Below are 22,804 nucleotides of genomic sequence, written 5' to 3'. Positions count from 1 at the left end.
AGCGCGAGACGGCGGCGCGCGAAGCCGAGCGCACCGCCCGCCGCGAGGCGGAGACGATCGCGGCCGCCAGGGACCCGCATGCCGTCGCGGCGAAGCGCCATCGCAGCTCTGGGCGCAAGGACGTGGTACGCGAGCAGCGCGATACGCGCGGCTATGCGACGGTGGTCGACGAGACGCGGATCCGCGAACTCGCCAAGCGCGGCGCGTCGCTGTCCGGGCTGGCGGGCGCGTTCGGGATCGACGAAGAGCGGATTAGGGAGATCCTCGACGCTGGGGAATGATGGCGCGGCCCCATTCCGTCACCCCGGCGGCTTGGCATTGGCAGGATTGCGAAACGCATCGCGTCCTAGGCCCGATCGACATCACCTATGCCTGTCCTTCCCTCGCCCCTCGTAGAGGGGAGAGGGGAGAATAGGCTGAATGTCGATCAGGCCTAACGCCTTGCTTACCGGATTGCGCTAAGACGAGCCTTCGATGTCCGAACCGCTCCCGCCCGCCCGCCCGCCGCGCCCCGCTTCCGCCGTCAGCCATGGCGTCGGGCTGGCGGGGCTGGCCGGGTCGGTGGCGTGGATCGCCTTCGCGCGGTGGCGGCATCTCGACGGACCGTTCGCGGCCCTGTTCCACCTGCTCTGTGCAGGGGTGCCGATGCTGCTCTGGTCGATCCTGGTCGACCGGGTGTACCGCTCGTCCAGCACGGGGATCGACTGGCATCGTCCCCGCCCCTTGTCCGAGACGCTGGACATCAGCCTGACCAAGCTGGCGGGGTTATGGGCGACGTTCGGCCTCATCGCGCTGATCTTCGCGACGGGGCGTTTCTATTGGCAGGGCATCTTCCTGTTCGCGATGAACTGCCTGGCCTGGGCGGCGCCGATACTATTCCTGCTGTCGATCCCCTATGTGATCTGGCTCGACCGGCGACTGGTCGAGCCCAAGGACGGCGCTTGGATGCTGGGGGCATGGCTGACCGGCCAGCCGGGGGTGGAGCGCGAGGCGATCTTCGCCCATCTGCGCGCCTGGGCGGTCAAGGCATTCTTCCTGCCGTTCATGCTGGGCGTCGTGCCGGGCGGCTTCGGCATGTTCGTGCGCGGCGATCTGTCGGTCGTGCTGCATGATCCGGTGGCGCTGGCCAACTGGCTCATCACGCTGATGTTCCTGATCGACGTCGCGTTCGCCACGGTGGGATATGTGCTGACCCTGCGGCCGCTCGATTCGCATATTCGTTCCGCCAATCCCCATGCGGCGGCGTGGATGGCGGCGCTGATCTGCTACCCGCCTACGATCCTGATGGGGGATAACGGGCCGCTCAACTATCGTCCGGGCACCGCCGAGTGGAGCTACTGGTTCGCGGGGCATCCGATCGTGCTGGCCGCGATCGGCGCGGTGCTCGTCGCGCTGACCGCGATCTATGCCTGGTCGACGGTGGCGTTCGGCATTCGCTTTTCCAACCTGACGCACCGGGGGATATTGACGCACGGCCCCTATGCGGTGTCGCGGCATCCGGCCTATCTGTCGAAGAACATCTTCTGGTGGATCGCGACCATACCGATCCTGTCCATCGGGACCTGGGTGGATGCGATGCGCAGCACGCTGCTGCTGGGGGTGGTCAGCGGGATCTACTATTGGCGGGCCAGGACCGAGGAACGGCATCTGTCGGCCGATCCGGCGTATCGGGACTATTCGGACTGGATGGCGCGGTACGGGGTGGTGCCGCGGTTCTTTCGCTGGCTGCTGGGGCGGGGATAATCCCTTGGCCTTCGACGTCGCTCAGGCCGAACGGGCCGGGGGATGAACGTCCGTCCGCCCCGAGCGCCGTCGAAGGCCATGGCAACCGTCAGAAGCTCGCTTCCCCGTAAACCCGCGAGATATCCCCACCCCACTCGCCGTGATAGCGATCGAGCAGCACCTGCGCGGGCACCTTGCCCGAGCGGACGATCTCGCGCAGCGGGTCGAGGAAGCCGGTTTCGTTATCGCCCGCCCCATTGACCCGCGCGCGCGCCGCGAGGCCACCATGCGCGATGTCGAGCACTTCGCCCGCGATGTCGCGCAAGCGTCCGCCGCCGGGCAGCGGCGCATCGAGCGCCAGTTCGGGCACCGAATCGCGCAACGCCTGCCGCTCGGTCAGCGACCAGCCCTTGACCAGCTCCCAGGCCGCATCGAGTGCGCCATCGTCATAGAGCAGGCCGACCCAGAGCGCGGGCAGCGCGCAGATGCGGTTCCACGGGCCTCCATCGGCGCCACGCATCTCGAGGAAGGTCTTCAACCGCACCTCGGGAAAGGCGGTCGAGAGATGGTCGTTCCAGTCGTCGATCGTGGGCAGCTCGCCCGGCAGGACCGACAACTCGCCCTTCAGGAAGTCGCGGAACGACAGCCCCGCCGCGTCGATATATTTGCCGTCGCGGTAGACGAAGTACATCGGCACATCGAGCGCATAGTCGGCGTAACGCTCGTACCCGAACCCGTCCTCGAACACGAAGGGCAACATGCCGGTGCGGGCGGGGTCGGTGTCGGACCAGATATGGCTGCGGAAGGACAGCTTGCCGTTGGGCTTCCCTTCGGTGAAGGGCGAGTTGGCGAACAGCGCCGTCGCCAGCGGCTGGAGCGCGAGGCCGACGCGGAACTTCTTCACCATGTCGGCCTCGGACGCGTAATCCAGATTCACCTGGATCGTCGACGTCCGCAGCATCATGTCGAGGCCGAGCGAGCCGACACGCGGCATGTGGCGAAGCATGATCGCATAGCGGCCCTTGGGCATGATCGGCAGCTCGGCGCGGGTCTTGTCGGGCCACATGCCCAGCCCCAGGAAGCCGACGCCGAGCGTATCGCCCGCCGCCTTCACCTGTTGCAGATGGCGGCCGGTCTCGGCGCAGGTCTGGTGCAGATTGTCGAGCGGCGCGCCCGACAGCTCGAACTGTCCGGCGGGCTCAAGGCTGATCGATCCGTCCGCGCCGTTCAGCGCGATGACGTTGCCGCCCTCCAGCACCGGCTCCCAGCCATATTGCTCAAGCTGACCGAGCAACGCGCGGATGCCCGAGGGTTCGTTATAGGAGGGCGCGTGGTGATCGCCGAGCGCATACACGAATTTCTCATGCTCGGTGCCGATCCGCCAGCGATCGCGCGGCTTTTCTCCGCGCGCGAAACTCGCGATCAACTGGTCGCGCGATTCGATGATGGCGCCCTTGGCGGTGCTCGCGGTCTTGGTGCTCATGAACCGCGCCTTACGCGGGCGCGCGCATCCGCGCCATAGGCTGAATCAACGCCAGTCGCCCGCCGCCGCCATCCATAGCGACACCGCCGCCGCCGCCGCCGTATCGGCGCGAAGGATACGCGGGCCAAGCCCGATACCGACGGCGCCGGGATGCGCGCGGATCGCCTCGCGCTCGCCCGCGTCGAAGCCGCCCTCCGGCCCGATCAGGATCGCCGCGGGGCCGGAATGCGCGCGCATCGCCTCCAGCGCCGGAACACCGCCATTCTCATCGGCGAAGAACAGCGCCCGCCCCTCCGGCCAGTCGCGCAGCAGCGCGGGCAGCTTCACCGGCTCGGCCACTTGCGGAAGCGCCGTGCGACCGCATTGCTCGGCCGCCTCGATCATGTGCGCGCGCAACCGTTCGGTATTGGGCTTGTCGACGACGGTGCGGCGCGTGACGACGGGCACCAGCCGTGCGACGCCCAGTTCGCAGGCCTTCTCCGCCAGCCAGTCGACACGTCCCTTCTTCAGCGGCGCGGCGCACAGCCACAGGTCGGGCACCGCCTCGCGCTCGCGCAGAAGCTCGGTCACGTCGAGGGTCAGGTCGCGCTTGCCCACCGACGCGGCGACGCCAAGCCATTCGCCGGTGCGGTCGTCGAACAGCTTGACCGGATCGCCGACCTTGGTCCGCATCACCGACACCAGATAATGCGCGGCGGGGCCGTCGATGCGGATCGCCCCCTCCCCCAGCGGCTGGTCGACGAACAGGCGGGGCGTGGATTGCGGCGGCCAGGCGGGGGTAGCGGGCATGGCGGCACGCTTACACGGGTCACGCGCGCCATGCCACTTTTGCCGCACCGTGCGTTTGTCGCGCAAAGGAGGTGACGATGGCGAAACATTATCATGAGGAGCTGGAGGCGCTGCAACTGGCGCTGGTCCGTACCCAGATGGCGATGACCGGTTCGGACGCCAAATCGGACGCCAGATCGGACGCCAGATCGGACGAGCGCGTCGTCATCGTGCTGGAGGGGCGCGACGGTGCGGGCAAGGACGGGACGATCAAGCGGATCACCGAGCATCTCTCGGTCCGCGCCACCCGCGTCGTGGCGCTGCCCAAGCCCTCCGACCGCGAACGCACGCAATGGTATTTCCAGCGCTACGCCAACCATCTGCCCGCCGCCGGAGAGATCGTGATCTTCAACCGGAGCTGGTACAACCGCGCCGGGGTGGAGGTTGTCATGGGCTTCTCGACCGCCACCGAGCAGGAGGCTTTCCTGCGCGACGCCCCCGATTTCGAACGGATGCTGGTCGAAAGCGGCATCCGGCTGGTCAAGATCTGGCTCGACATCTCAAAGGACGAGCAGGCGGAACGGCTGGAGGCACGGCGGACCGATCCGCTCAAGGCGCTCAAGGTGTCCGACATGGACAAGGTCGCGCAGGCGAAATGGGCGGAGTATTCGGCGGCGCGCGATGTGATGCTGACCCGCACCCACACCCCCTTCGCGCCGTGGCACATCGTCCGTGCCAACGACAAGAAGGAGGCGCGGATCGCGATCATCCGCCACATCCTCAACCGCATCGCCCCGCCCGAGATCGCGGCGGAGGTCAAGCTGCCCGATCCCGAGCTGCTGTTCCCGTTCGAGATGGCGGCACTGGAGGACGGGCGACTGGCGAAATAGCGGTCCCCTTGGCGCCGGGAGGATCGAAGCGTCAGCGGCGGCGACGGATCAGCCACCAGAGCAGGATCATCCCCACCACACCGAGCAGCACCACGCCGCCGACCATCCCCGCGACGCGCAGGATCGCCCAGAACAGCGCCTCGACGAAGCGGCCGACCGCGACCGACAGGCCGATCATACGGGAAAGACGGGACGAGGTGACACGAAGCCGCTGATAGCCGCGAACGGACTTGCGCGCCACGGGTCGCCCCCATAGGCCGCAGGGCATGACTACCGAGCCCAGGACCATCGAGATCGTACCCGATAGCGAGCATAAGGGGCTGGTCGGCCGGCTGCCGCCCCGCCTGCGGGGGCTGGCGCTGCTCGCCCGGTTCGACCGGCCGATCGGCTGGTGGCTGCTCTTCTGGCCCGGCGTCTGGGCGATCGCGCTGGCAGGGGGGCTGCCGCAGCGCTGGCCGCTGATCCTGTGGTTTCTGCTCGGCTCGATCGCGATGCGGGGCGCTGGTTGCGTCTTCAACGACATCGTCGACCGCGACCTGGACGCCAAGGTCGCCCGGACCCGCGCGCGTCCGATCCCCTCGGGTCTGGTGTCGGTGAAGCTGGCGGCGATCTGGCTGGTCGCGCTTTGCCTGATCGGGCTCGTCGTACTGGTCCAGCTACGCCCGCTCGCCGCGATCGTCGCGGTGGCGAGCCTGGCGCCGGTCGCGGCCTACCCCTTCATGAAGCGGATCACCTGGTGGCCGCAGGCCTGGCTGGGCATGGTGTTCAGCTGGGCTGCGCTGGTCGGCTGGGCGGAGGTGGCGGGCGCCCTCTCCGCACCGCTCTGGCTGCTCTATGCCGGGTCGATCGCCTGGGTGATCGGATATGACACCATCTATGCGTTGCAGGACCGCGAGGACGACGCGCTGATCGGCGTGCGGTCCTCGGCATTGCGCATGGGGGCGCATGTGAAGCCGGGCGTCGGGGCGTTCTATGCCGTGGCGGTGCTGTGCTGGGCGGGGGCGATCTGGCTGGTCCGGCCCGACCCGCTTGCGGTCGCCGCGCTGACCCCGGTCGCGCTTCACCTGGCGTGGCAGGTGGTGACGCTCAGGCCCGACGACGGCGCGGGCACGCTGTACCGGTTCCGGTCGAACCGTTTTGCCGGGTTGCTGATGGCGCTGGCCTGCGCGGTGGTGGGCAGCAGCCTTTAATCCTCCCCGATGCGGGGAGGTGGCAGCGCGGAAGCGCTGACGGAGGGGGGCTTCCGCGTAGAGTGACCTTTGTGGAAGCCCCCCTCCACCATGCTGCGCATGGTCCCCCTCCCCGTGGCGGGGAGGAGTATTGATCCACCGCAACGCTTTGCCGGGTTGTCGCGTTGGCGAACTTCCGTCACATCTGAAGGTCGATGACCGTAGCCACGCCCGCCACCCGCTCGCTTGCCGAAAGCCATCGTTCGATCGTGATTCCGGAGGGGGCGTCCTTCCTGCGGCGGCTGTTCGCCTTTGCCGGGCCGGGCTATCTCGTCGCGGTCGGCTATATGGACCCCGGCAACTGGGCGACCGACATCGCGGGCGGCTCCGCCTATGGCTATACGCTGCTGTCGGTCATCCTGTTGTCCAACATCATGGCGATGATCCTGCAGGCGCTGTCGGCGCGGCTGGGCATCGCCGCCGGGATGGACCTGGCCCAGGCGTGCCGCGCGGCCTATTCCAGGCCCGTCTCGCGAATCCTGTGGCTGCTCTGCGAGATCGCGATCATCGCGTGCGACCTGGCCGAGGTACTCGGCACCGCCATCGCGCTGCAACTGTTGTTCGACCTGCCCTTGGTGTGGGGCGTGCTCATCACCGGGTTCGACGTCTTCCTGATCCTGGCGCTCCAGCGTTACGGCTTCCGCAAGATCGAGGCGTTCATCATCGCGCTGCTGCTCATCATCGGCGGTTGCTTCCTGTACGAGCTGTTCGCCTCGCGCCCCGATCCGGGGGCGGTGATGGCGGGGTTCGTGCCGACGACGCGGATCCTCACCGACCCGGCGATGCTCTATATCGCGATCGGCATTCTCGGCGCGACGGTGATGCCGCATAACCTCTACCTCCACTCCTCGGTGGTGCAGACCCGCGCTTTCGACGAGTCCGAGAACGGCAAGCGCGATGCGATCAAGATGGCGACGATCGACAGTACGGTCGCCTTGTTCTTCGCCTTCTTCATCAACGCCGCGATCCTGATCGTGGCCGCCGCGACCTTCCATGTCGCCGGGCGTACCGACGTGGCGGAGATCGACCAGGCCTACCGCCTGCTCGCCCCGATGCTGGGCGCGGGCGCGGCGAGCGTGGTGTTCGGCATCGCGCTGCTCGCCTCTGGCCAGAATTCGACGGTGACGGGCACGCTGGCCGGGCAGATCGTGATGGAGGGATTCCTCGACCTGCGGCTCGCACCCTGGCTGCGGCGGCTCATCACGCGCGGCCTCGCCATCATCCCCGCCGTGCTGGTCGTCGGGGCAAGCGGACAGGCGGGTGCGACCAGGCTGCTGGTGCTCAGTCAGGTGATCCTGAGCCTCCAGCTTCCCTTCGCGGTGGTGCCTCTGGTCCGCTTCACCGCCGACAAGGGGATGATGGGCCCCTTCGCCAGTCCGTTCTGGCTGCGCATCCTGGCCTGGGTCATCGCGGCGATAATCATCGGCCTTAACCTTACATTGTTGTGGGGGCTGGCAAGGGGCTGATCTCGTTTTCGCAGTTGCGAAGTAATGCCGCGTGACTTCAATCCTGACGTGGTTAATCTGAGTGCAACTGGATCGACAGGGACGCCTGAATCAATGACGACCACCATCACCACCTTGCATGTCGACGATACCGGACCGCTGGCCGACGCGATCGTCGACACGCTGGTGCACCGGATCGGCAAGGACGCCGCCAATGCCCGCCGCCACGACTGGCTGGCCGCGACCATCCTGACCGTCCGCAACGGCATCATCGAACGCTGGATGGCCTCCACGCGCGAGGCACATGCGGCGGGTGCCAAGCGGGTCTATTATCTCAGCCTGGAATTCCTGATCGGTCGGCTGCTGCGCGACGCGCTGTCCAATCTGGGCGTCATGGCGCAGGTGGCGGGCGCGCTCCAGAATCTGGGCGTGGACCTGGCCGACCTGGAGGAAATCGAACCCGACGCCGCGCTGGGCAATGGCGGCCTGGGACGGCTGGCGGCCTGCTTCATGGAAAGCCTCGCCAGCCTCGACCTCCCCGCGTACGGCTATGGCATCCGCTATGTGAACGGCATGTTCCGCCAGCGGATCGACGATGGCTGGCAGATCGAATTGCCCGAAACCTGGCTGAGCCACGGCAATCCCTGGGAGTTCGAGCGGCGTGAGAGCGCCTATTTCGTCGGCTTCGGCGGCGAGGTGATCGGCACCGAGACGGGCGCGGTCCATTGGAAACCCGCCGAGGCGGTCGAGGCGATCGCGGTCGACACGCCCGTCGTCGGCTGGCGCGGCAAGCGGGTCAACACGCTGCGCCTCTGGACCGCGCAGGCGATCGACCCGATCCGGCTCGATCGGTTCAATGCGGGCGACTATACCGGCGCGCTGGCCGGACAGCTGGCGGCGGAGACGCTGGTCCGCGTCCTCTATCCCTCGGACAGCTCGCCCGCGGGCCAGGAACTTCGGCTGCGGCAGGAATATTTCTTCTCGTCGGCGTCGATCCAGGACATCGTCCGGCGGCATATCCAGTATTTCCATGACATTCGGACGCTTCCGGACAAGGCGGCGATCCAGCTCAACGACACCCATCCCGCCGTCTCGGTCGCGGAACTGATGCGGCTGCTGGTCGATCATCACGACCTGGGTTTCGACGAGGCGTGGGACATCACGCGCCGCACCTTCGGCTATACCAACCACACGCTGCTGCCCGAGGCGCTGGAAAGCTGGCCGCTCCATCTGTTCGAGCGGCTGCTGCCGCGCCACATGCAGCTCATCTACGCGATCAACGCCAAGCTGCTGCGCGAGGCGCGTGGGGTCGAGGGGGTGGACGACCGCGCCATCGCCGCGATCAGCCTGATCGACGAGGGCGGCGAGCGGCGGGTGCGCATGGCCAACCTGGCCTTTGCGGGCAGCCACAGCGTCAACGGTGTGGCCGCGCTCCACACCGAGCTGATGAAGAAGACGGTCTTCGCCGACCTCCACCACCTCTATCCGACGCGGATCAACAACAAGACCAACGGCATCACCCCGCGCCGCTGGCTCCAGCAATGCAACCCGCAACTGACCGCGCTGATCCGCGAGGCGATCGGGCCGGGTTTCGAGGATGATGCCGAGCGACTGGTAGCGCTCACCGAATTCGCGGACGATGCGAATTTTCGGGAACGGTTTCTCGCCATCAAACGTTCGAACAAGGTGGGGCTGGCAAATTATCTTCGGGAATCGAACGGCCTCCGCGTGGACCCGGACGCGCTGTTCGACGTCCAGATCAAACGCATCCACGAATATAAGCGCCAGCTTCTCAATATCATCGAGACGGTCGCGCTCTACGACCAGATCCGCAGCCATCCGGAGCGGGACTGGACGCCGCGAGTCAAGCTGTTCGCCGGCAAGGCCGCGTCGAGCTATCACAACGCCAAGCTGGTCATCAAACTGGCCAACGATGTCGCCCGCCGGGTCAATTCGGACCCCAGCGTCGGCCATCTGCTGAAGGTCGGGTTCATCCCCAACTATAATGTCAGCCTGGCCGAGAAGATCATCCCCGCCGCCGACCTGTCCGAACAGATCTCGACCGCGGGCATGGAGGCGTCGGGCACCGGCAACATGAAGTTCGCGCTCAACGGCGCGCTGACCATCGGCACGCTCGACGGTGCCAATGTCGAGATCAAGGAGCATGTCGGCGACGAGCATATCGTCATCTTCGGCCTCACCGCCGACGAGGTCGCCGCCAAGCGTCGCGACGGGTACAACCCGCGCGAGGTGATCGAGGGCAGCCCCGAGTTGCGCCAGGCCGTCTCCGCCATCGCCTCGGGTGTCTTCTCGCCCGACGATCCCGGCCGTTATGCGGGCCTGATGGGGGGACTCTATGACGGCGACTGGTTCATGGTCGCCGCCGATTTCGATGCCTATGCCGCCGCACAGCGGAGCGTCGACCAACGCTATCGCGACCGGGCGGGCTGGACCGCCTCGGCGATCCACAATGTCGCCAATGTCGGCTGGTTCTCCTCCGACCGCACCATCCGGCAATATGCCGAGGAAATCTGGAACGTGATGTGAAGCCACCCCGTGCCGCTCTGGATGCCCTGATCGAGGGCCGCAACGCCGATCCCTTCGCGTTGCTGGGTCCGCATCAGGGGCCGGGCGGCACCTTCCTCCGCGCGCTGGTGCCTGGGGCGGAGGCGGTCACCGCATTCGACCTGGACGGCGCGCGACTGGGCGAGCTGACGCAGGCCGATCCGCGCGGCCTGTTCGAGGGCGCAGTGACGGGCGCGCCGCAACCGGTGAAATATTGCGCCAGGGGGCATGGCGCCGAATGGTGGATCACCGATCCCTACAGCTTCGGTCCGGTGCTCGGCCCCGTCGACGATTTCCTGATGGGCGAGGGCAACCACTTCCGCCTGTACGACAAGATGGGCGCGCATCTGATCGAGCATCAGGGCGTGGCGGGCGTGCACTTCGCCGTCTGGGCCCCCAATGCCGAGCGGGTGGCGCTGGTCGGCGACTTCAACGACTGGAATCCCGGCCGCCACGTCATGCGCCGCCGCCTGGATGTCGGCGTATGGGAGATCTTCATCCCCGATATCGGCGAGGGTCGCGCCTACAAGTTCGCGATCACCGGCCCGCATGGCGACGAGCAGCCGATGAAGGCGGACCCCTTCGCATTCGCCGCCGAATTGCGTCCCAAGACAGCCTCGGTCACCACCGCCCCGCCAGCCCATGTCTGGAAGGATGCGCCCCACCGCGAGCATTGGGCGGGCGTCGACCCGCGCCGCGTGCCGATCAGCATCTACGAGGTTCATGCGGGTTCGTGGGACCGCGACGAGAATGGCTGGTATCTGAGCTGGGACGCGCTGGCCGACCGGCTGATCCCCTATGTGGTCGAGATGGGCTTTACCCATATTGAATTCCTGCCCATCTCCGAGCATCCGTACGACCCGAGCTGGGGCTACCAGACGACCGGCCTCTATGCTCCCTCGGCGCGGTTCGGCGATGTGGAGGGGTTTTCGCGCTTCGTCGACGGCGCGCACCGCGCGGGCGTGGGCGTGATCCTCGACTGGGTGCCCGCCCACTTCCCCACCGACGCGCATGGCCTGTCGCATTTCGATGGCACCGCGCTCTACGAGCATGAGGACCCGCGCCAGGGTTTCCACCCCGACTGGAACACCGCCATCTATAATTTCGGGCGGCGCGAGGTGGCGAGCTTCCTGGTGAACAACGCGCTGTTCTGGCCCGAGCGTTACCATATCGACGGGCTTCGCGTGGATGCCGTCGCCTCGATGCTCTACCGCGATTACAGCCGCAAGGACGGCGAGTGGGTGCCCAACGAACAGGGCGGGCGCGAGAATTGGGAGGCGGTCGAGTTCCTCCGCCAGGTCAACCGGCAGGTATATGGCCAGCATCCCGGCGTCTTCACCGTCGCCGAGGAATCGACCGCCTGGCCCGGCGTCTCCGCCCCCGCGCATGACGGGGGCTTGGGCTTCGGGTTCAAGTGGAACATGGGCTTCATGCACGACACGCTCCAATATATGGCGCGCGAGCCGGTGCATCGGCGGCACCATCATGGCGAGATCCTGTTCGGGCTCCATTATGCCTTCGACGAGAATTTCGTCCTGCCGCTCAGCCATGACGAGGTCGTCCACGGCAAGGGCAGCCTGCTGACCAAGATGGCGGGCGACGACTGGCAGAAATTCGCGAACCTGCGCGCCTATTACGCCTTCATGTGGGCCTATCCGGGCAAGAAGCTGCTGTTCATGGGCCAGGAGTTCGCCCAGCGCGAGGAATGGTCGGAGGATCGCCCGCTCGACTGGCATCTGCGGTGCAGCCATGCGCATGAGGGCGTCCGCTCGCTGGTCCGCGATCTCAACCATCTCTATCGCGACACGCCCGCGCTCCACGCCCGCGACTGCGAGCGCGACGGGTTCGAATGGCTGGTCGCCGACGACAGCGCGCACTCGGTCTTCGCCTGGCTGCGCAAGGCCCCCGGCGAGGCGCCGGTCGCGGTCATCGTCAACATGACGCCGGTCGCGCGCGCGCCCTATCGCGTGCCGCTGCCGCATGACGGGCGCTGGACCGAGGTGCTGAATTCGGACGCGAGCCAGTATTGGGGATCGGGGCTGGGCAATATGGGCGGGGTGGACGCGACGGACGGCGCCGCCTGGGTCACGCTGCCGCCGCTGGCCACCGTCATCCTTCGCTTCGACGGCTGATCCAGGTTCAGGTCTTTATTCGAATACCAACGCGCCGGACATGCGTTGCGATACCAACATAGGACGGGAGACGGACGATGGACCTGAGGCGCGGACAACCGCTGGCGCGCGATGCCATGGCCTATGTGCTGGCGGGCGGCCGTGGCAGTCGGCTGATGGAACTGACCGACACCCGCGCCAAGCCCGCCGTCTATTTCGGCGGCAAGGCGCGGATCATCGACTTCGCCCTGTCCAACGCGATCAACTCCGGCATCCGCCGCATCGGCGTGGCGACCCAGTACAAGGCCCACTCGCTGATCCGCCACCTCCAGCGCGGCTGGAACTTCCTGCGCGACGAACGCAACGAGAGTTTCGACATCCTCCCCGCCAGCCAGCGGATCAGCGAATTCCAATGGTATGAGGGAACCGCCGACGCGGTATTCCAGAATATCGACATCATCGAGAGCTATGCGCCCGAATTCATGGTCATCCTGGCGGGCGACCATGTCTACAAGATGGACTATGAGCTGATGCTCCAGCAGCATTGCGACAGCGGTGCCGACGTCACCGTCGCCTGCCTGGAGGTCACCCGTGCCGAGGCGAGCGCGTTCGGTGTGATGCATGTCGACGAGACCGACCGCATCGTCGATTTCGTCGAGAAGCCCGCCGACCCGCCGTCCATCCCCGGCAGCCCGGACGTGTCGCTGGCGTCGCTGGGAATCTATGTCTTTCGCACGTCCTTCCTTTTCGACCAGCTTCGCCGCGACGCCGCGACGCCCGGCTCCGCCCGCGACTTCGGCAAGGACATCATCCCCTATCTGGTCGAGCACGGCAAAGCCCAGGCGCACCGTTTCTCCGCCTCCTGCGTCCGTTCGCATGACGAGCCCGGCGCCTATTGGCGCGATGTCGGCACGGTCGACGCCTATTGGGAGGCCAGCCTCGACCTGACCGACGTGGTGCCGCAGCTCGACCTGTACGATCGCAGCTGGCCGCTCTGGACCTATGCCGAGATCACCCCGCCGGCCAAATTCGTGCACGACATCGACGGGCGGCGCGGATCGGCGGTGGCCAGCCTGATCGCGGGCGACTGCATCGTGTCGGGGTCTTCGATCCACCGCTCGCTGCTGTCGACCGGCGTGCGCACGCACAGCTTCGCGATGGTGGACGAGGCGGTGGTCCTGCCCTTCTGCCATATCGGGCGCGGCGCGCGGGTGCGGCGCGTCATCATCGACCGCGGCGTCAAGATCCCCGACGGGCTGGTGGTCGGCGACGATCCCGTGCTCGATGCGCACCGTTTCCGGCGGACCGACAAGGGCATCTGCCTGATTACCCAGCCGATGATCGATCGTCTGGACCTCTGAAAGATACCATGACCCTCTCCGTCCTGTCCGTCGCTTCCGAAGCCTTCCCGCTCATCAAGACCGGGGGGCTCGCCGATGTCGTCGGTGCGCTGCCCGACGCGCTGGCCCCGCACGACATTGCCGTGACCACGCTCATCCCCGGCTTTCCCAAGGTGATGCGCGCGATCGGTGACGACGCTCCCCGCGTCCATCACTGGACGCATATCATCGGCGCCGAAGCCTGGCTGTGCGAGGCGACGATCGGCGAGCACCGGTTGCTGGTCATCGAATCGCCGCAGCTCTGGGAGCGCGAGGGGCTTCCCTATGTCGATAGCGACGGAAACGACTGGCACGACAATTGGCGACGCTTCGCGGTGCTGGCGCGGGCGGGCGCGGACCTGGCCTCGGGCGCGGTGCCGGGCTATGAGTTCGACCTGCTCCACGCGCATGACTGGCAGGCGGCGCTGGCCCCGGCGTTCCTCCATTATGCCCCCGGCCCCGGCAAGGTCGCCAAGAGCATCGTGACGATCCACAACATCGCGTTCCAGGGGTCGTTCGCCGCGCATCACTTCGCCGATCTCGGCCTGCCCGACTATGCCTGGAGCGTCGACGGCGTCGAATATTATGGCCAGATCGGCTATCTGAAGGCCGGCCTGCGCACCGCCGACGCGATCACCACCGTCAGCCCGACCTATTCGGAGGAAATCCACCGCGCCCGATATGGCATGGGTCTGGAGGGCCTGATCGCGCAGCGCGCCGAATGCGTCAGCGGCATCGTCAACGGCATCGATCCCGCGATCTGGAGCCCCAAGGCCGACGCCGCGCTGCCTGCCCCCTTCTCCGTCGAGACGCTGGACGCGCGCATCGCCAACAAGCGCGCGGTCGAGGAGCAGTTCGGCCTGCAACAGGACGACAGCCCGATCTTCACCGTCATCAGCCGCCTGACCTGGCAGAAGGGCATGGACGTGCTGGTCGAGGTGATCGACGATCTCGTCGCGATGGGCGGGCGGCTGGTGGTGCTGGGCACCGGCGATCCGGCGCTGGAAATCGCCTTCGCCACCGCCGCGCTTCGCCATCCCGGCCGCGTCGCGGTGCGGATCGGCTATGACGAGCCGGTCTCGCACCTGCTTCAGGGCGGGTGCGATGCGATCGTCATCCCCTCCCGTTTCGAACCGTGCGGGCTGACCCAGCTTTACGGCCTCGCCTATGGCTGCGTACCCGTGGTCGCGCGGACCGGCGGCCTGGCCGACACGATCATCGATGCCAACGAAGCCGCGCTGGCGACCGGGGTGGCGACCGGGCTTCAGTTCGACAACGTCACCACCGACAATATCGTCGCGGTGCTGCGTCGCACTATGAGACTCTATGCCGACCAAGACCAATGGCGGACCATTCAGGTCAATGGCATGAATGCCGACTATAGCTGGCACCATAGCGGCCGCCACTATGCCGAACTCTATCATTCCGTCCTGGGGGACCAATGATCACCACCGTTTCGACCCAACCCTATCTCGACCAGAAGCCGGGCACGTCGGGCCTGCGCAAGAAGGTGCGGGTGTTCCAGCAGCCCAACTATGCCGAGAATTTCATCCAGTCGGTCTTCGACGCGCTGGGCGACGAGAAGAACGGGCAGACCCTGGTCATCGGCGGCGACGGTCGTTTCCTGAACCGAGAGGTGATCCAGGTCGCGATCCGCATGGCGGCGGCGAACGGCTTTGCCCGCGTCGTGGTCGGCCAGGGCGGCATCCTGTCGACCCCGGCGGCGAGCAACGTGATCCGGCAACGCAAGGCGCTGGGCGGCCTGGTCCTGTCGGCCAGCCACAATCCGGGCGGGCCCGATGAAGACTTCGGGATCAAGTACAACATCGCCAATGGCGGGCCCGCGCCGGAGAAGGTGACCGACGCCATCCACGCCAATACCAGGGCGATCAGCCGCTGGCTGACCGTGGAAGCCGGGGACATCGACCTCGATACGCTGGGCGAGGTGACGGTCGGCGACATGACCGTCGAGGTGATCGACCCGGTCGCCGACTATGCCGCGTTGATGGAAAGCCTGTTCGACTTCGCCGCGATCCGGGCTGCGGTCGAGAAGGGCCTGACCATGTCGTTCGACGCGATGAGCGCCGTGACCGGGCCTTACGCGACCGAGATTCTGGAAAACCGGCTTGGCTTCGCGCCCGGCACCGTCAGGAACGGCACCCCGCTGCCGGATTTCGGCGGGCATCATCCCGACCCCAATCTGGTTCACGCCAAGGCGCTGTACGACCGGATGATGGCCCCCGACGCGCCCGATTTCGGCGCGGCCTCGGACGGGGACGGCGACCGCAACCTGATCATCGGGCGCGGGCGGTTCATCACGCCGTCGGACAGCCTGGCGATGCTCGCGGCCAATGCGCATCTCGCGCCCGCCTATGCCGGTGGGTTGAAGGGCATCGCCCGCTCGATGCCGACCAGCGCCGCCGCCGACCGCGTCGCCGGGAAGCTGGGCATTCCCGCCTATGAGACGCCGACCGGCTGGAAGTTCTTCGGCAACCTGCTCGACGCCGGGATGGCGACCATCTGCGGCGAGGAAAGCGCGGGCACCGGTTCGGACCATGTGCGCGAGAAGGACGGGCTGTGGGCCGTGCTGCTCTGGCTCAACATCCTCGCCGCCTCGGGCAAGTCGGTCGACCAGATCGCCCGCGACCACTGGGCGAGTTATGGCCGCAACTATTATGCCCGCCACGATTATGAAGGCGTCGAGAGCGAGCGCGCCGATGCGCTGATGGCCGATCTGCGCGGCAAGCTGGCGACGCTGCCCGGCGAGAGCTTTGCCGGGCTGACGGTCGAGACGGCGGACGATTTCGCCTATACCGATCCCACCGACCAGTCGGTCAGCCGCAACCAGGGCATCCGCGTGCTGTTCGTGGGCGGCAGTCGCGTGGTGTTCCGCCTGTCGGGCACCGGCACCAGCGGCGCGACGCTACGCGTCTATCTGGAGCGTTACTCGGCCGACCAGTTGGACCGCGAAACGCCCGACATGCTCGCCGACATCATCGCGGCAGCCGACGAGATCGCGGGCATCACCCGGCATACGGGTCGCACCGAGCCCGACGTCGTGACGTAAGGCCCCGCAGGGGCAGCCGTTGCGCCACCCCGGCTTTCGCCGGGCCGGTCATGATGCGTAAGGTGGCGGGGCCATGACGAATCGCCCCACCCCGCCGCCCGGCGTCTTTCCCGCTCCGAAGGGAACGCGCTTCACCGTGCGGTCGACGGCCGACGCGGTCGAGCTTTGCCTGTTCGACGAAGGTGTCGAGCGCAGGGTCGCGATGCGCCGGGAGGGCGACCTCTGGTCCGTCACCCTGCCCTCGATCCGGCTCGGCCAATGCTATGGCTACCGCGCGCATGGCCGCTATGCGCCGGAGCGCAACCAGTGGTTCGACCCCGCCAAGCTGCTCGTCGATCCCTATGCGCTGGAGCTCGACCGCCCCTTCGTCCAGTCGCCGCGCCTGGGCATATATGGCGAGGATAGCGGTGACATCGTTCCGCGCGCGCGAATCGTCGCGCCGCTGACCGGGTCGCCGCCGCCGCCGCTGTTCCGCCCCGGCGGGCTGATCTACGAACTCAATCCGCGCGGCTTCACGATGCGGCATCCCGACATTCCGGCGGCGAAGCGCGGGACGCTGGCCGCGCTCGCGCATCCCGCGATCGTCGCGCATCTGCAGGAACTGGGCGTCGCGGCGGTCGAGCTGATGCCGATCACCGCCGCGATCGACGAGCGGCATCTGCCACCGCTCGGCCTGCGTAACGCCTGGGGCTATAACCCGGTGGTGCCCATGGCGTTGTGCCCGGAGCGGGTGCCCGGCGGTGTCGCCGAGCTGGTGTCCACCGTCGCCGCGCTTCGCCATGCGGGAATCGGGGTGATCCTCGACCTCGTCTTCAACCATATGGGCGAGAGCGACGTGCATGGCGGAACCTTGTCCTTCCGGGGGCTTGATCCGGAGACCTATGCAAGCGGCGCCGACGGGTCGCTGATCAACGACGCAGGCACCGGCAATACGCTCGATGCCGGGAGGGCGAGCGTGCGCGGCATGATCCTCGACAGCTTGCGCCATTTCGCGCGGGCGGGCGTGGACGGCTTCCGTTTCGATCTGGCGCCGGTACTCGCGCGCGGGCCGGGCTTCGATCGCAACGCCCCGATCTTCGCGGAGATCGCCGCCGACCCGATCCTCGCAAGCCGCGTCATGATCGCCGAGCCCTGGGATATCGGCCCCGGCGGCTACCGGCTCGGGGAGTTTCCCGACCACTGGCTGGAATGGAACGACAGATATCGCGATCAGGTTCGCCGCTTCTGGCGCGGTGACGGCCATGCGGGCGAGGTGGCGACGCGCGTCGCGGGGTCGGCGGACATATTCGCCAGCGCGTCCAGCCGCTCGGTCAATTTCATCGCGGCGCATGACGGCTTCACGCTGGCCGACATGGTCGCCTTTGCCGAACGGCACAATCACGCGAACGGCGAGGATAATCGCGACGGACATGGCGACGAGGTGGCGTGGAACCACGGCGTCGAAGGGCCGAGCGACGATGCCGCCATCCGCGAGGCCCGCGACGCCTCGGTCCGGGCGATGCTGGCCACCCTGTTCCTGTCGCGCGGCACGCCGATGCTGACCGCCGGTGACGAATTCGGCCGGAGCCAGCAGGGCAACAATAACGGCTATGCCCAGGACAATGACACGACCTGGCTCGACTGGGAGACGCGCGACGAGGCGCTGGAGGATTTCGTCAGGCGACTGAGCCGGTTCCGCCGGGACACGCCGATCGACTGGACCGAGTGGCTGGCCGATGCCGAGTGGCGCAGCCTGTCAGGCGATGCGATGCGCGTGGAAGATTGGGGCGGCGATGGCTTCGCACTCCACGTACCGCTGGGCGAGGGGAGCCTGGTTCTCCGCTTCGACAGGGTGCGCGGTGTCACCGCCTTTCGCGGGGTGATGGTTCGAAGCTGAACCCTCCCTCATGCGTACCTCCCTCCCCCTCCCGATGGGAGAGCGAAATGGCCCGTCCTAGGGCCGATCGACACTCAGCTTATTCTCCCCTCGCCCCTGGACAGGGGAGAGGGTTAGCGAAGCTTGCCAGCGTGCTGGCTAGCGCAGCTTGGGTGAGGGGTTGAGCGAGCTTCAAGGCTCGCGCGCTCTTCGAGCGCATCACCCCTCACCCAGCTCCGACTAAGCCTTTGCTACGCAAAAACCTAGTCTGCGCAACCCTCTCCCCTCTACGAGGGGAGAGGGAAGGACAGGCATAGTTGAATGTCGATCGGCTTTAGGGCGTCGCCATCGGACCCATCAGGTTGTGGTTCAGATGCCCCATGATCCAGATCGAGCCGAGCAGCACCAGCGCGACGATCAGCACGCCAAACAGCAGCGCCAGCACGTTGTTGCTGTTGTCGGGGCCGGTGGTGATGTGCAGGAAGAAAACCAGATGCACCCCCATCTGCCCGATCGCCAGCGCCACCAGCGCGGCGGGGACGGCGGGGCCCCAGACGATGTCGAACTGCACCAGCGCGAAGGAAGCGGTCGTCAGGATCGCCGCCGCGACCAGCCCGACGACATAGCTGCGAATGCCGCCGACGATCGAGTCCTGCTCGCTCTGCTCGCCCGGTGCGGTTTCGTCGCGGGACATTTCCTCGTCGGGCCGCTGGGTCATCCGCGCACTCCCATCAGATAGACCATGGTGAACAGCGCCACCCAGATGATGTCGAGCGCGTGCCAGAACAGGCTGAAGCACAGGATGCGACGCAAGATGTCCTCGCGGAACCCCTTGGCCCAGGCCTGTGCCATCATCGTGGTCAGCCAGAGAATGCCGAGCGTGACGTGCAGCCCATGGCATCCGACCAGTGCGAAAAAGGCCGACAGGAACGCGCTGCGCCCCGGGCCCGCCCCCTCGCCGATCAGGTGGAGGAACTCATAGGCCTCTAGCGCCAGGAAACCCGCGCCGAGCAGGCCCGTCGCCGCCATCGCGATCTGGAACCAGCGCATGTCGCGCGCCAGCGTCGCGATCCCCGCCAGCCCGCAGGCGAAGCTGGATAGCAGCAGCAGGACCGTCTCGGCCTCGACCAGTTCGAGCTCGAACAGCGCCTTGCCCGACGGCCCGCCCGCCGTCGCGTCCTTCAGCACCGCATAGCCCGCGAAGAAACAGGCGAACAGGATGAAGTCCGACAGCAGGAAGATCCAGAATCCATAGGACACGACCACCCGCTTGGGCGCCGGGCCGTCCGGATTCGGCTCGGCATTGCGGCCCAGCTTGTTGGGATCGTGCGTCTGTGCGGCCGCGCTCATGACAGCGCCTCTTCGGGCAGGTCGAGCAGCGTCGCCTTGCTGCGGCGGCGGGCCTGGTCCAGCCGCTCGACCTCGTCGACCGGGATCTCATACTCCGCCTTGTCGCGCCAGGCGAACACGACGAACGTCGCCCAGGCGCCGAAAAAGCCGAGGATCACCAACCACCAGATGTGCCAGACCAGCGCGAAGCCCATGGCGGTGGCGAAAAAGGCGCTGACCACCCCCGTCGGCGAATTGCGCGGCATTTCGATGGGCTCGTAATCGGGACGGTCGGACAGGCGACGGTTCTCGCGCGCCTTGGACTTGATGCCCCAATAGGCCTCCTCGCCCTTCACGTCGGGGAGCACGGCGAAGTTGAAGACCGGCGGCGGCGAGGTGGTGATCCACTCCAGCGTCCGCCCGTCCCAGGGGTCGCCGCTCTCGTCGATGCGGTCCTTGCGGGTTTTGATCGAGACATAGAGCATCATGATCTGGCAACCGATCCCGGCCAGGATCAGCAGCGCGCCGATACCTGCCGCGACCAGCCAGGGATGCCAGCCGGGCACGTCATAATGCTGCATCCGCCGCGTCATGCCCATCAGGCCCAGCACATAGAGCGGCATGAAGGCGAGATAGAAGCCGCTCAGCCACAGCCAGAAGGCGCGCTTGCCCCAGCGCTCGTCCAGGGTGAAGCCGAACATCTTGGGAAACCAGAAGGTGAAGCCCGCGAATGCGCCGAACAACACCCCGCCGATGATGACGTTGTGGAAATGCGCGACCAGGAACAGCGAGTTGTGCAGCACGAAGTCGGCGGGCGGCACCGCCAGCATCACGCCGGTCATGCCGCCGATGACGAAGGTCACGATGAACCCGATCGACCACAGCATCATCGAGGTGAAACGGATTCGCCCGCCATACATGGTGAACAGCCAGTTGAAGACCTTCACCCCCGTCGGCACCGCGATGATCATCGTCGTGATGCCGAAAAAGCCGTTCACATCGGCTCCGGCCCCCATGGTGAAGAAATGGTGCAGCCAGACCATGAAGGACAGGATGCAGATCACCATGGTCGCGATGACCATCGACCGATAACCGAAGAGCGGCTTGGAGGAGAAGGTCGAGATGATCTCGGAAAAGATACCGAAGGCGGGCAGGATCAGGATGTAGACCTCCGGGTGGCCCCAGGCCCAGATGAGGTTCACGAACATCATCTGGTTGCCGCCCGCTTCGGGCGTGAAGAAGTGGAAGCCCAGATAGCGGTCGAGGATCAGCATCCCCAGACACGCGGTCAGCACCGGAAAGGCCGCGACGATCAGCAGGTTGGAGGCGAGCGACGTCCAGGTGAACATCGGCATCCGGCTGTAGCCCATGCCGGGCGCGCGCATCTTCAGGATGGTGGTGACGAGGTTCACCCCCGCCAGCAACGTCCCCATCCCCGAAATCTGGAGCGCCCAGAGATAGTAATCCACGCCCACGCCGGGCGAGAAGCGCAGCTCCGACAGCGGCGGATAGACCAGCCAGCCGGTCTTGGCGAACTCGCCGATGACGAGGCTCATGTTGATCAGCAGCGCGCCGCTCGCGGTCAGCCAGAAGCTGACCGAATTGAGCGTCGGGAACGCCACGTCGCGCACGCCCAGCTGCAGCGGCACGACGAAGTTCATCAGGCCGATCATGAACGGCATCGCCACGAAGAAGATCATGATCGTGCCATGCGCCGAGAATATCTGGTCGTAGTGATCGGGCGGCAGATAGCCGTCGCTGTTATAGGCCAGCGCCTGTTGCGACCGCATCAGCAATGCGTCGGAAAAGCCGCGAAGCAGCATCACGCCTGCCAGCAGGCAGTACATCACCCCGATCCGCTTGTGATCGACGCTGGTGATCCATTCGCGCCAGACATAGGGCAGATGCCCGCGCTTCCACACCCAGACGAACACGCCGAGCAACACCGCGCCGATGACCGCCGCCGACACCAGCGGCAGAGGTTCGTGGAACGGGATCGAGTCCCAGCCCAGCTTGCCGGTCAGGCTCATTGCTGGCGTCCATCCTTGGCCGGCTTGGCCTCCGGCGCGCCGTTGCGCATCACGATCTGATCGTACAGGCCGGGTTGTAGCCGGGGATAGCTGGCGGGGCGGACGTTGCGGCTGGGATGCGCCATGGCGACGAACTCCGGCCAGTCGAGCGTCTTGCCCCGCCCCGCCCTGGCGGTCGCGACGAAGCGATCGAACGCGCCCTGCGGCACCGCGTCGACGAAGAAGTCCATATCGGCAAAGCCCTCCCCGCTATAATGCGCGGACAGCCCGCGATAACGCCCCGGCCTGTCGGCGCGCAGGTGAAGCGTCGCGTTCATTCCCGACATGGCATAGATCTGGCTGCCCAGTTGCGGCACGAAGAAGCTGTTCATCACCCCCGCGGAGGTGATGCGGAACCGCACCGGCGTACCGACCGGCACGACCAGCCGGTTGATCGTCGCGATCCCCTGCTCGGGATAGAGGAACAGCCATTTCCAGTCGGTCGCGACGACCTCGACCGTCATCGTCCTGGCGCGCGAGGCAATGGGCTTGGGCGGATCGAGATCGTGGCTGCCGATCCAGGCGATGCCGCCCAGGAACATGATCGCCAGCGCGGGGATCGACCACACGAGCAGCTCCAGCCGCCCGGAATAGGCCCATTCGGGCAGATGCCTGGCGCGGGTGTTACTCGCGCGGAACCACCAGCTGAACGCGAAAGCCAGCAGGATCACCGGCACGACGATCGCCAGCATCACCGCCAGGGAATTGAAGAAGATACTGCGCTCGCCCGCCGCGATCGGCCCCGCCGGATCGAGGATGCCCGGCTCGCACGCCGACAGCACGACGCACAGCATCAGGCACGCGAAACGCGCGGTGGTCTGAACTGGGCGCGGTTCACGAGGCATTCAGGCGGTGAACGGTGCTCCTCCGCTTTCGTTCCGCACGTCGCTGG

General features: G+C 66.7%; 17 protein-coding genes and 1 pseudogene. 11 read left to right on the top strand and 7 right to left on the bottom strand.

All coding sequences use genetic code 11. The annotated features are described in order from the left end of the window. Both LRP66_RS16500 and LRP66_RS16495 read left to right on the top strand, forming a co-directional pair. Positions 1–281 (top strand): annotated as a pseudogene (locus tag LRP66_RS16500) (hypothetical protein); the annotation flags it as partial. Between the two features lie 193 nt (positions 282–474). Further along, positions 475–1,743 carry a methyltransferase family protein gene (locus LRP66_RS16495; RefSeq protein ID WP_230483694.1) on the top strand — a complete coding sequence of 423 codons (1,269 nt, stop codon included), beginning with the start codon at positions 475–477 and terminating at the stop codon, positions 1,741–1,743. An 88-nt stretch (positions 1,744–1,831) separates the two neighbouring features. Here the strand turns inward: LRP66_RS16495 and LRP66_RS16490 are convergent, their stop codons facing one another. Together LRP66_RS16490 and LRP66_RS16485 are read right to left on the bottom strand one after the other, a co-directional pair. Next, entirely contained in the window at positions 1,832–3,205 is a 1,374-nt protein-coding gene (locus LRP66_RS16490; RefSeq protein WP_230483693.1) for a glutamate--cysteine ligase, read from the bottom strand. 45 nt (positions 3,206–3,250) lie between these two features. Further along, positions 3,251–3,994: a 16S rRNA (uracil(1498)-N(3))-methyltransferase gene (locus LRP66_RS16485; protein WP_230483692.1), complete on the bottom strand. Its 744-nt coding sequence runs from the start codon at positions 3,992–3,994 to the stop codon at positions 3,251–3,253. A gap of 77 nt (positions 3,995–4,071) precedes the next feature. On the opposite strand from LRP66_RS16485, the gene ppk2 reads away from it, so the two are divergent. Continuing rightward, complete coding sequence (gene ppk2, locus LRP66_RS16480) at positions 4,072–4,863, top strand: polyphosphate kinase 2 (protein ID WP_230483691.1); 792 nt, start codon at positions 4,072–4,074, stop codon at positions 4,861–4,863. A gap of 31 nt (positions 4,864–4,894) precedes the next feature. Here the strand turns inward: ppk2 and LRP66_RS16475 are convergent, their stop codons facing one another. After that, a complete protein-coding gene (locus LRP66_RS16475) occupies positions 4,895–5,104 on the bottom strand; it encodes a hypothetical protein (protein ID WP_230483690.1) in 210 nt (69 codons plus the stop codon). A gap of 25 nt (positions 5,105–5,129) precedes the next feature. Here LRP66_RS16475 and ubiA point away from each other — a divergent pair, with 25 nt between their 5' ends. The 8 genes from ubiA (at position 5,130) to glgX (ending at position 18,535) form a co-directional block, all read left to right on the top strand. Then, complete coding sequence (gene ubiA, locus LRP66_RS16470; RefSeq protein WP_230483689.1) at positions 5,130–6,053, top strand: 4-hydroxybenzoate octaprenyltransferase; 924 nt, start codon at positions 5,130–5,132, stop codon at positions 6,051–6,053. Positions 6,054–6,247: 194 nt separating this feature from the next. Next, positions 6,248–7,558 carry an Nramp family divalent metal transporter gene (locus tag LRP66_RS16465; RefSeq protein WP_230483688.1) on the top strand — a complete coding sequence of 437 codons (1,311 nt, stop codon included), beginning with the start codon at positions 6,248–6,250 and terminating at the stop codon, positions 7,556–7,558. Between the two features lie 93 nt (positions 7,559–7,651). Beyond that, positions 7,652–10,084, top strand: a complete 2,433-nt coding sequence (locus LRP66_RS16460; protein WP_230483687.1) for a glycogen/starch/alpha-glucan phosphorylase — start codon at positions 7,652–7,654, stop codon at positions 10,082–10,084. After that, complete coding sequence (gene glgB, locus LRP66_RS16455) at positions 10,081–12,234, top strand: 1,4-alpha-glucan branching protein GlgB (RefSeq protein ID WP_230483686.1); 2,154 nt, start codon at positions 10,081–10,083, stop codon at positions 12,232–12,234. The genes LRP66_RS16460 and glgB overlap by 4 nt, the downstream gene beginning before the upstream one ends. Positions 12,235–12,311: 77 nt before the next feature. Continuing rightward, the gene (gene glgC, locus LRP66_RS16450) at positions 12,312–13,574 is read left to right on the top strand and encodes a glucose-1-phosphate adenylyltransferase (protein WP_230483685.1); all 1,263 of its coding nucleotides are present in this window, start codon (positions 12,312–12,314) and stop codon (positions 13,572–13,574) included. Positions 13,575–13,582: 8 nt separating this feature from the next. Beyond that, positions 13,583–15,037, top strand: coding sequence for a glycogen synthase GlgA (gene glgA / locus LRP66_RS16445; RefSeq protein WP_230483684.1), 1,455 nt, complete (start codon positions 13,583–13,585; stop codon positions 15,035–15,037). Then, positions 15,034–16,659: an alpha-D-glucose phosphate-specific phosphoglucomutase gene (locus tag LRP66_RS16440; RefSeq protein WP_230483683.1), complete on the top strand. Its 1,626-nt coding sequence runs from the start codon at positions 15,034–15,036 to the stop codon at positions 16,657–16,659. The genes glgA and LRP66_RS16440 overlap by 4 nt, the downstream gene beginning before the upstream one ends. Positions 16,660–16,732: 73 nt before the next feature. Beyond that, positions 16,733–18,535 (top strand): glycogen debranching protein GlgX, encoded by a 1,803-nt coding sequence (glgX, locus tag LRP66_RS16435; protein ID WP_230483682.1) that lies wholly within the window; start codon positions 16,733–16,735, stop codon positions 18,533–18,535. 313 nt (positions 18,536–18,848) lie between these two features. On the opposite strand, the gene cyoD is transcribed toward glgX, so the two are convergent. Genes cyoD through cyoA form a run of 4 tightly spaced genes read right to left on the bottom strand, consistent with a single transcriptional unit; the run spans position 18,849 to position 22,757 of the window. Then, positions 18,849–19,232 carry a cytochrome o ubiquinol oxidase subunit IV gene (cyoD, locus tag LRP66_RS16430; RefSeq protein ID WP_230483681.1) on the bottom strand — a complete coding sequence of 128 codons (384 nt, stop codon included), beginning with the start codon at positions 19,230–19,232 and terminating at the stop codon, positions 18,849–18,851. Further along, entirely contained in the window at positions 19,229–19,864 is a 636-nt protein-coding gene (locus LRP66_RS16425) for a cytochrome (ubi)quinol oxidase subunit III (RefSeq protein ID WP_230483680.1), read from the bottom strand. Before LRP66_RS16425 ends, cyoD begins: the two co-directional genes overlap by 4 nt. Beyond that, on the bottom strand, positions 19,861–21,873 hold the full coding sequence (gene cyoB / locus LRP66_RS16420; RefSeq protein WP_230483679.1) for a cytochrome o ubiquinol oxidase subunit I: 2,013 nt from the start codon (positions 21,871–21,873) through the stop codon (positions 19,861–19,863). The genes LRP66_RS16425 and cyoB overlap by 4 nt, the downstream gene beginning before the upstream one ends. After that, on the bottom strand, positions 21,870–22,757 hold the full coding sequence (gene cyoA / locus LRP66_RS16415; RefSeq protein WP_230483678.1) for a ubiquinol oxidase subunit II: 888 nt from the start codon (positions 22,755–22,757) through the stop codon (positions 21,870–21,872). The genes cyoB and cyoA overlap by 4 nt, the downstream gene beginning before the upstream one ends. Between the last annotated feature and the right edge of the window lie 47 nt (positions 22,758–22,804).

The sequence above is a fragment of the Sphingomonas sp. Leaf21 genome (assembly GCF_916858675.1).
Classification (GTDB): domain Bacteria; phylum Pseudomonadota; class Alphaproteobacteria; order Sphingomonadales; family Sphingomonadaceae; genus Sphingomonas.
Note: the sequence above shows the minus strand (reverse complement) of the source record. Positions and strands in the feature narration are given on the sequence as shown.

What these genes read in the sequence shown, in the direction of transcription:
- LRP66_RS16495 (WP_230483694.1), top strand. Translation starts at nt 475, where the DNA reads ATGTCCGAACCGCTCCCGCCCGCCCGCCCGCCGCGCCCCGCTTCCGCC.
- LRP66_RS16490 (WP_230483693.1), bottom strand. Translation starts at nt 3,205, where the DNA reads ATGAGCACCAAGACCGCGAGCACCGCCAAGGGCGCCATCATCGAATCG.
- LRP66_RS16485 (WP_230483692.1), bottom strand. Translation starts at nt 3,994, where the DNA reads ATGCCCGCTACCCCCGCCTGGCCGCCGCAATCCACGCCCCGCCTGTTC.
- ppk2 (WP_230483691.1), top strand. Translation starts at nt 4,072, where the DNA reads ATGGCGAAACATTATCATGAGGAGCTGGAGGCGCTGCAACTGGCGCTG.
- ubiA (WP_230483689.1), top strand. Translation starts at nt 5,130, where the DNA reads ATGACTACCGAGCCCAGGACCATCGAGATCGTACCCGATAGCGAGCAT.
- LRP66_RS16465 (WP_230483688.1), top strand. Translation starts at nt 6,248, where the DNA reads ATGACCGTAGCCACGCCCGCCACCCGCTCGCTTGCCGAAAGCCATCGT.
- LRP66_RS16460 (WP_230483687.1), top strand. Translation starts at nt 7,652, where the DNA reads ATGACGACCACCATCACCACCTTGCATGTCGACGATACCGGACCGCTG.
- glgC (WP_230483685.1), top strand. Translation starts at nt 12,312, where the DNA reads ATGGACCTGAGGCGCGGACAACCGCTGGCGCGCGATGCCATGGCCTAT.
- glgA (WP_230483684.1), top strand. Translation starts at nt 13,583, where the DNA reads ATGACCCTCTCCGTCCTGTCCGTCGCTTCCGAAGCCTTCCCGCTCATC.
- LRP66_RS16440 (WP_230483683.1), top strand. Translation starts at nt 15,034, where the DNA reads ATGATCACCACCGTTTCGACCCAACCCTATCTCGACCAGAAGCCGGGC.
- glgX (WP_230483682.1), top strand. Translation starts at nt 16,733, where the DNA reads ATGACGAATCGCCCCACCCCGCCGCCCGGCGTCTTTCCCGCTCCGAAG.
- cyoD (WP_230483681.1), bottom strand. Translation starts at nt 19,232, where the DNA reads ATGACCCAGCGGCCCGACGAGGAAATGTCCCGCGACGAAACCGCACCG.
- LRP66_RS16425 (WP_230483680.1), bottom strand. Translation starts at nt 19,864, where the DNA reads ATGAGCGCGGCCGCACAGACGCACGATCCCAACAAGCTGGGCCGCAAT.
- cyoB (WP_230483679.1), bottom strand. Translation starts at nt 21,873, where the DNA reads ATGAGCCTGACCGGCAAGCTGGGCTGGGACTCGATCCCGTTCCACGAA.
- cyoA (WP_230483678.1), bottom strand. Translation starts at nt 22,757, where the DNA reads ATGCCTCGTGAACCGCGCCCAGTTCAGACCACCGCGCGTTTCGCGTGC.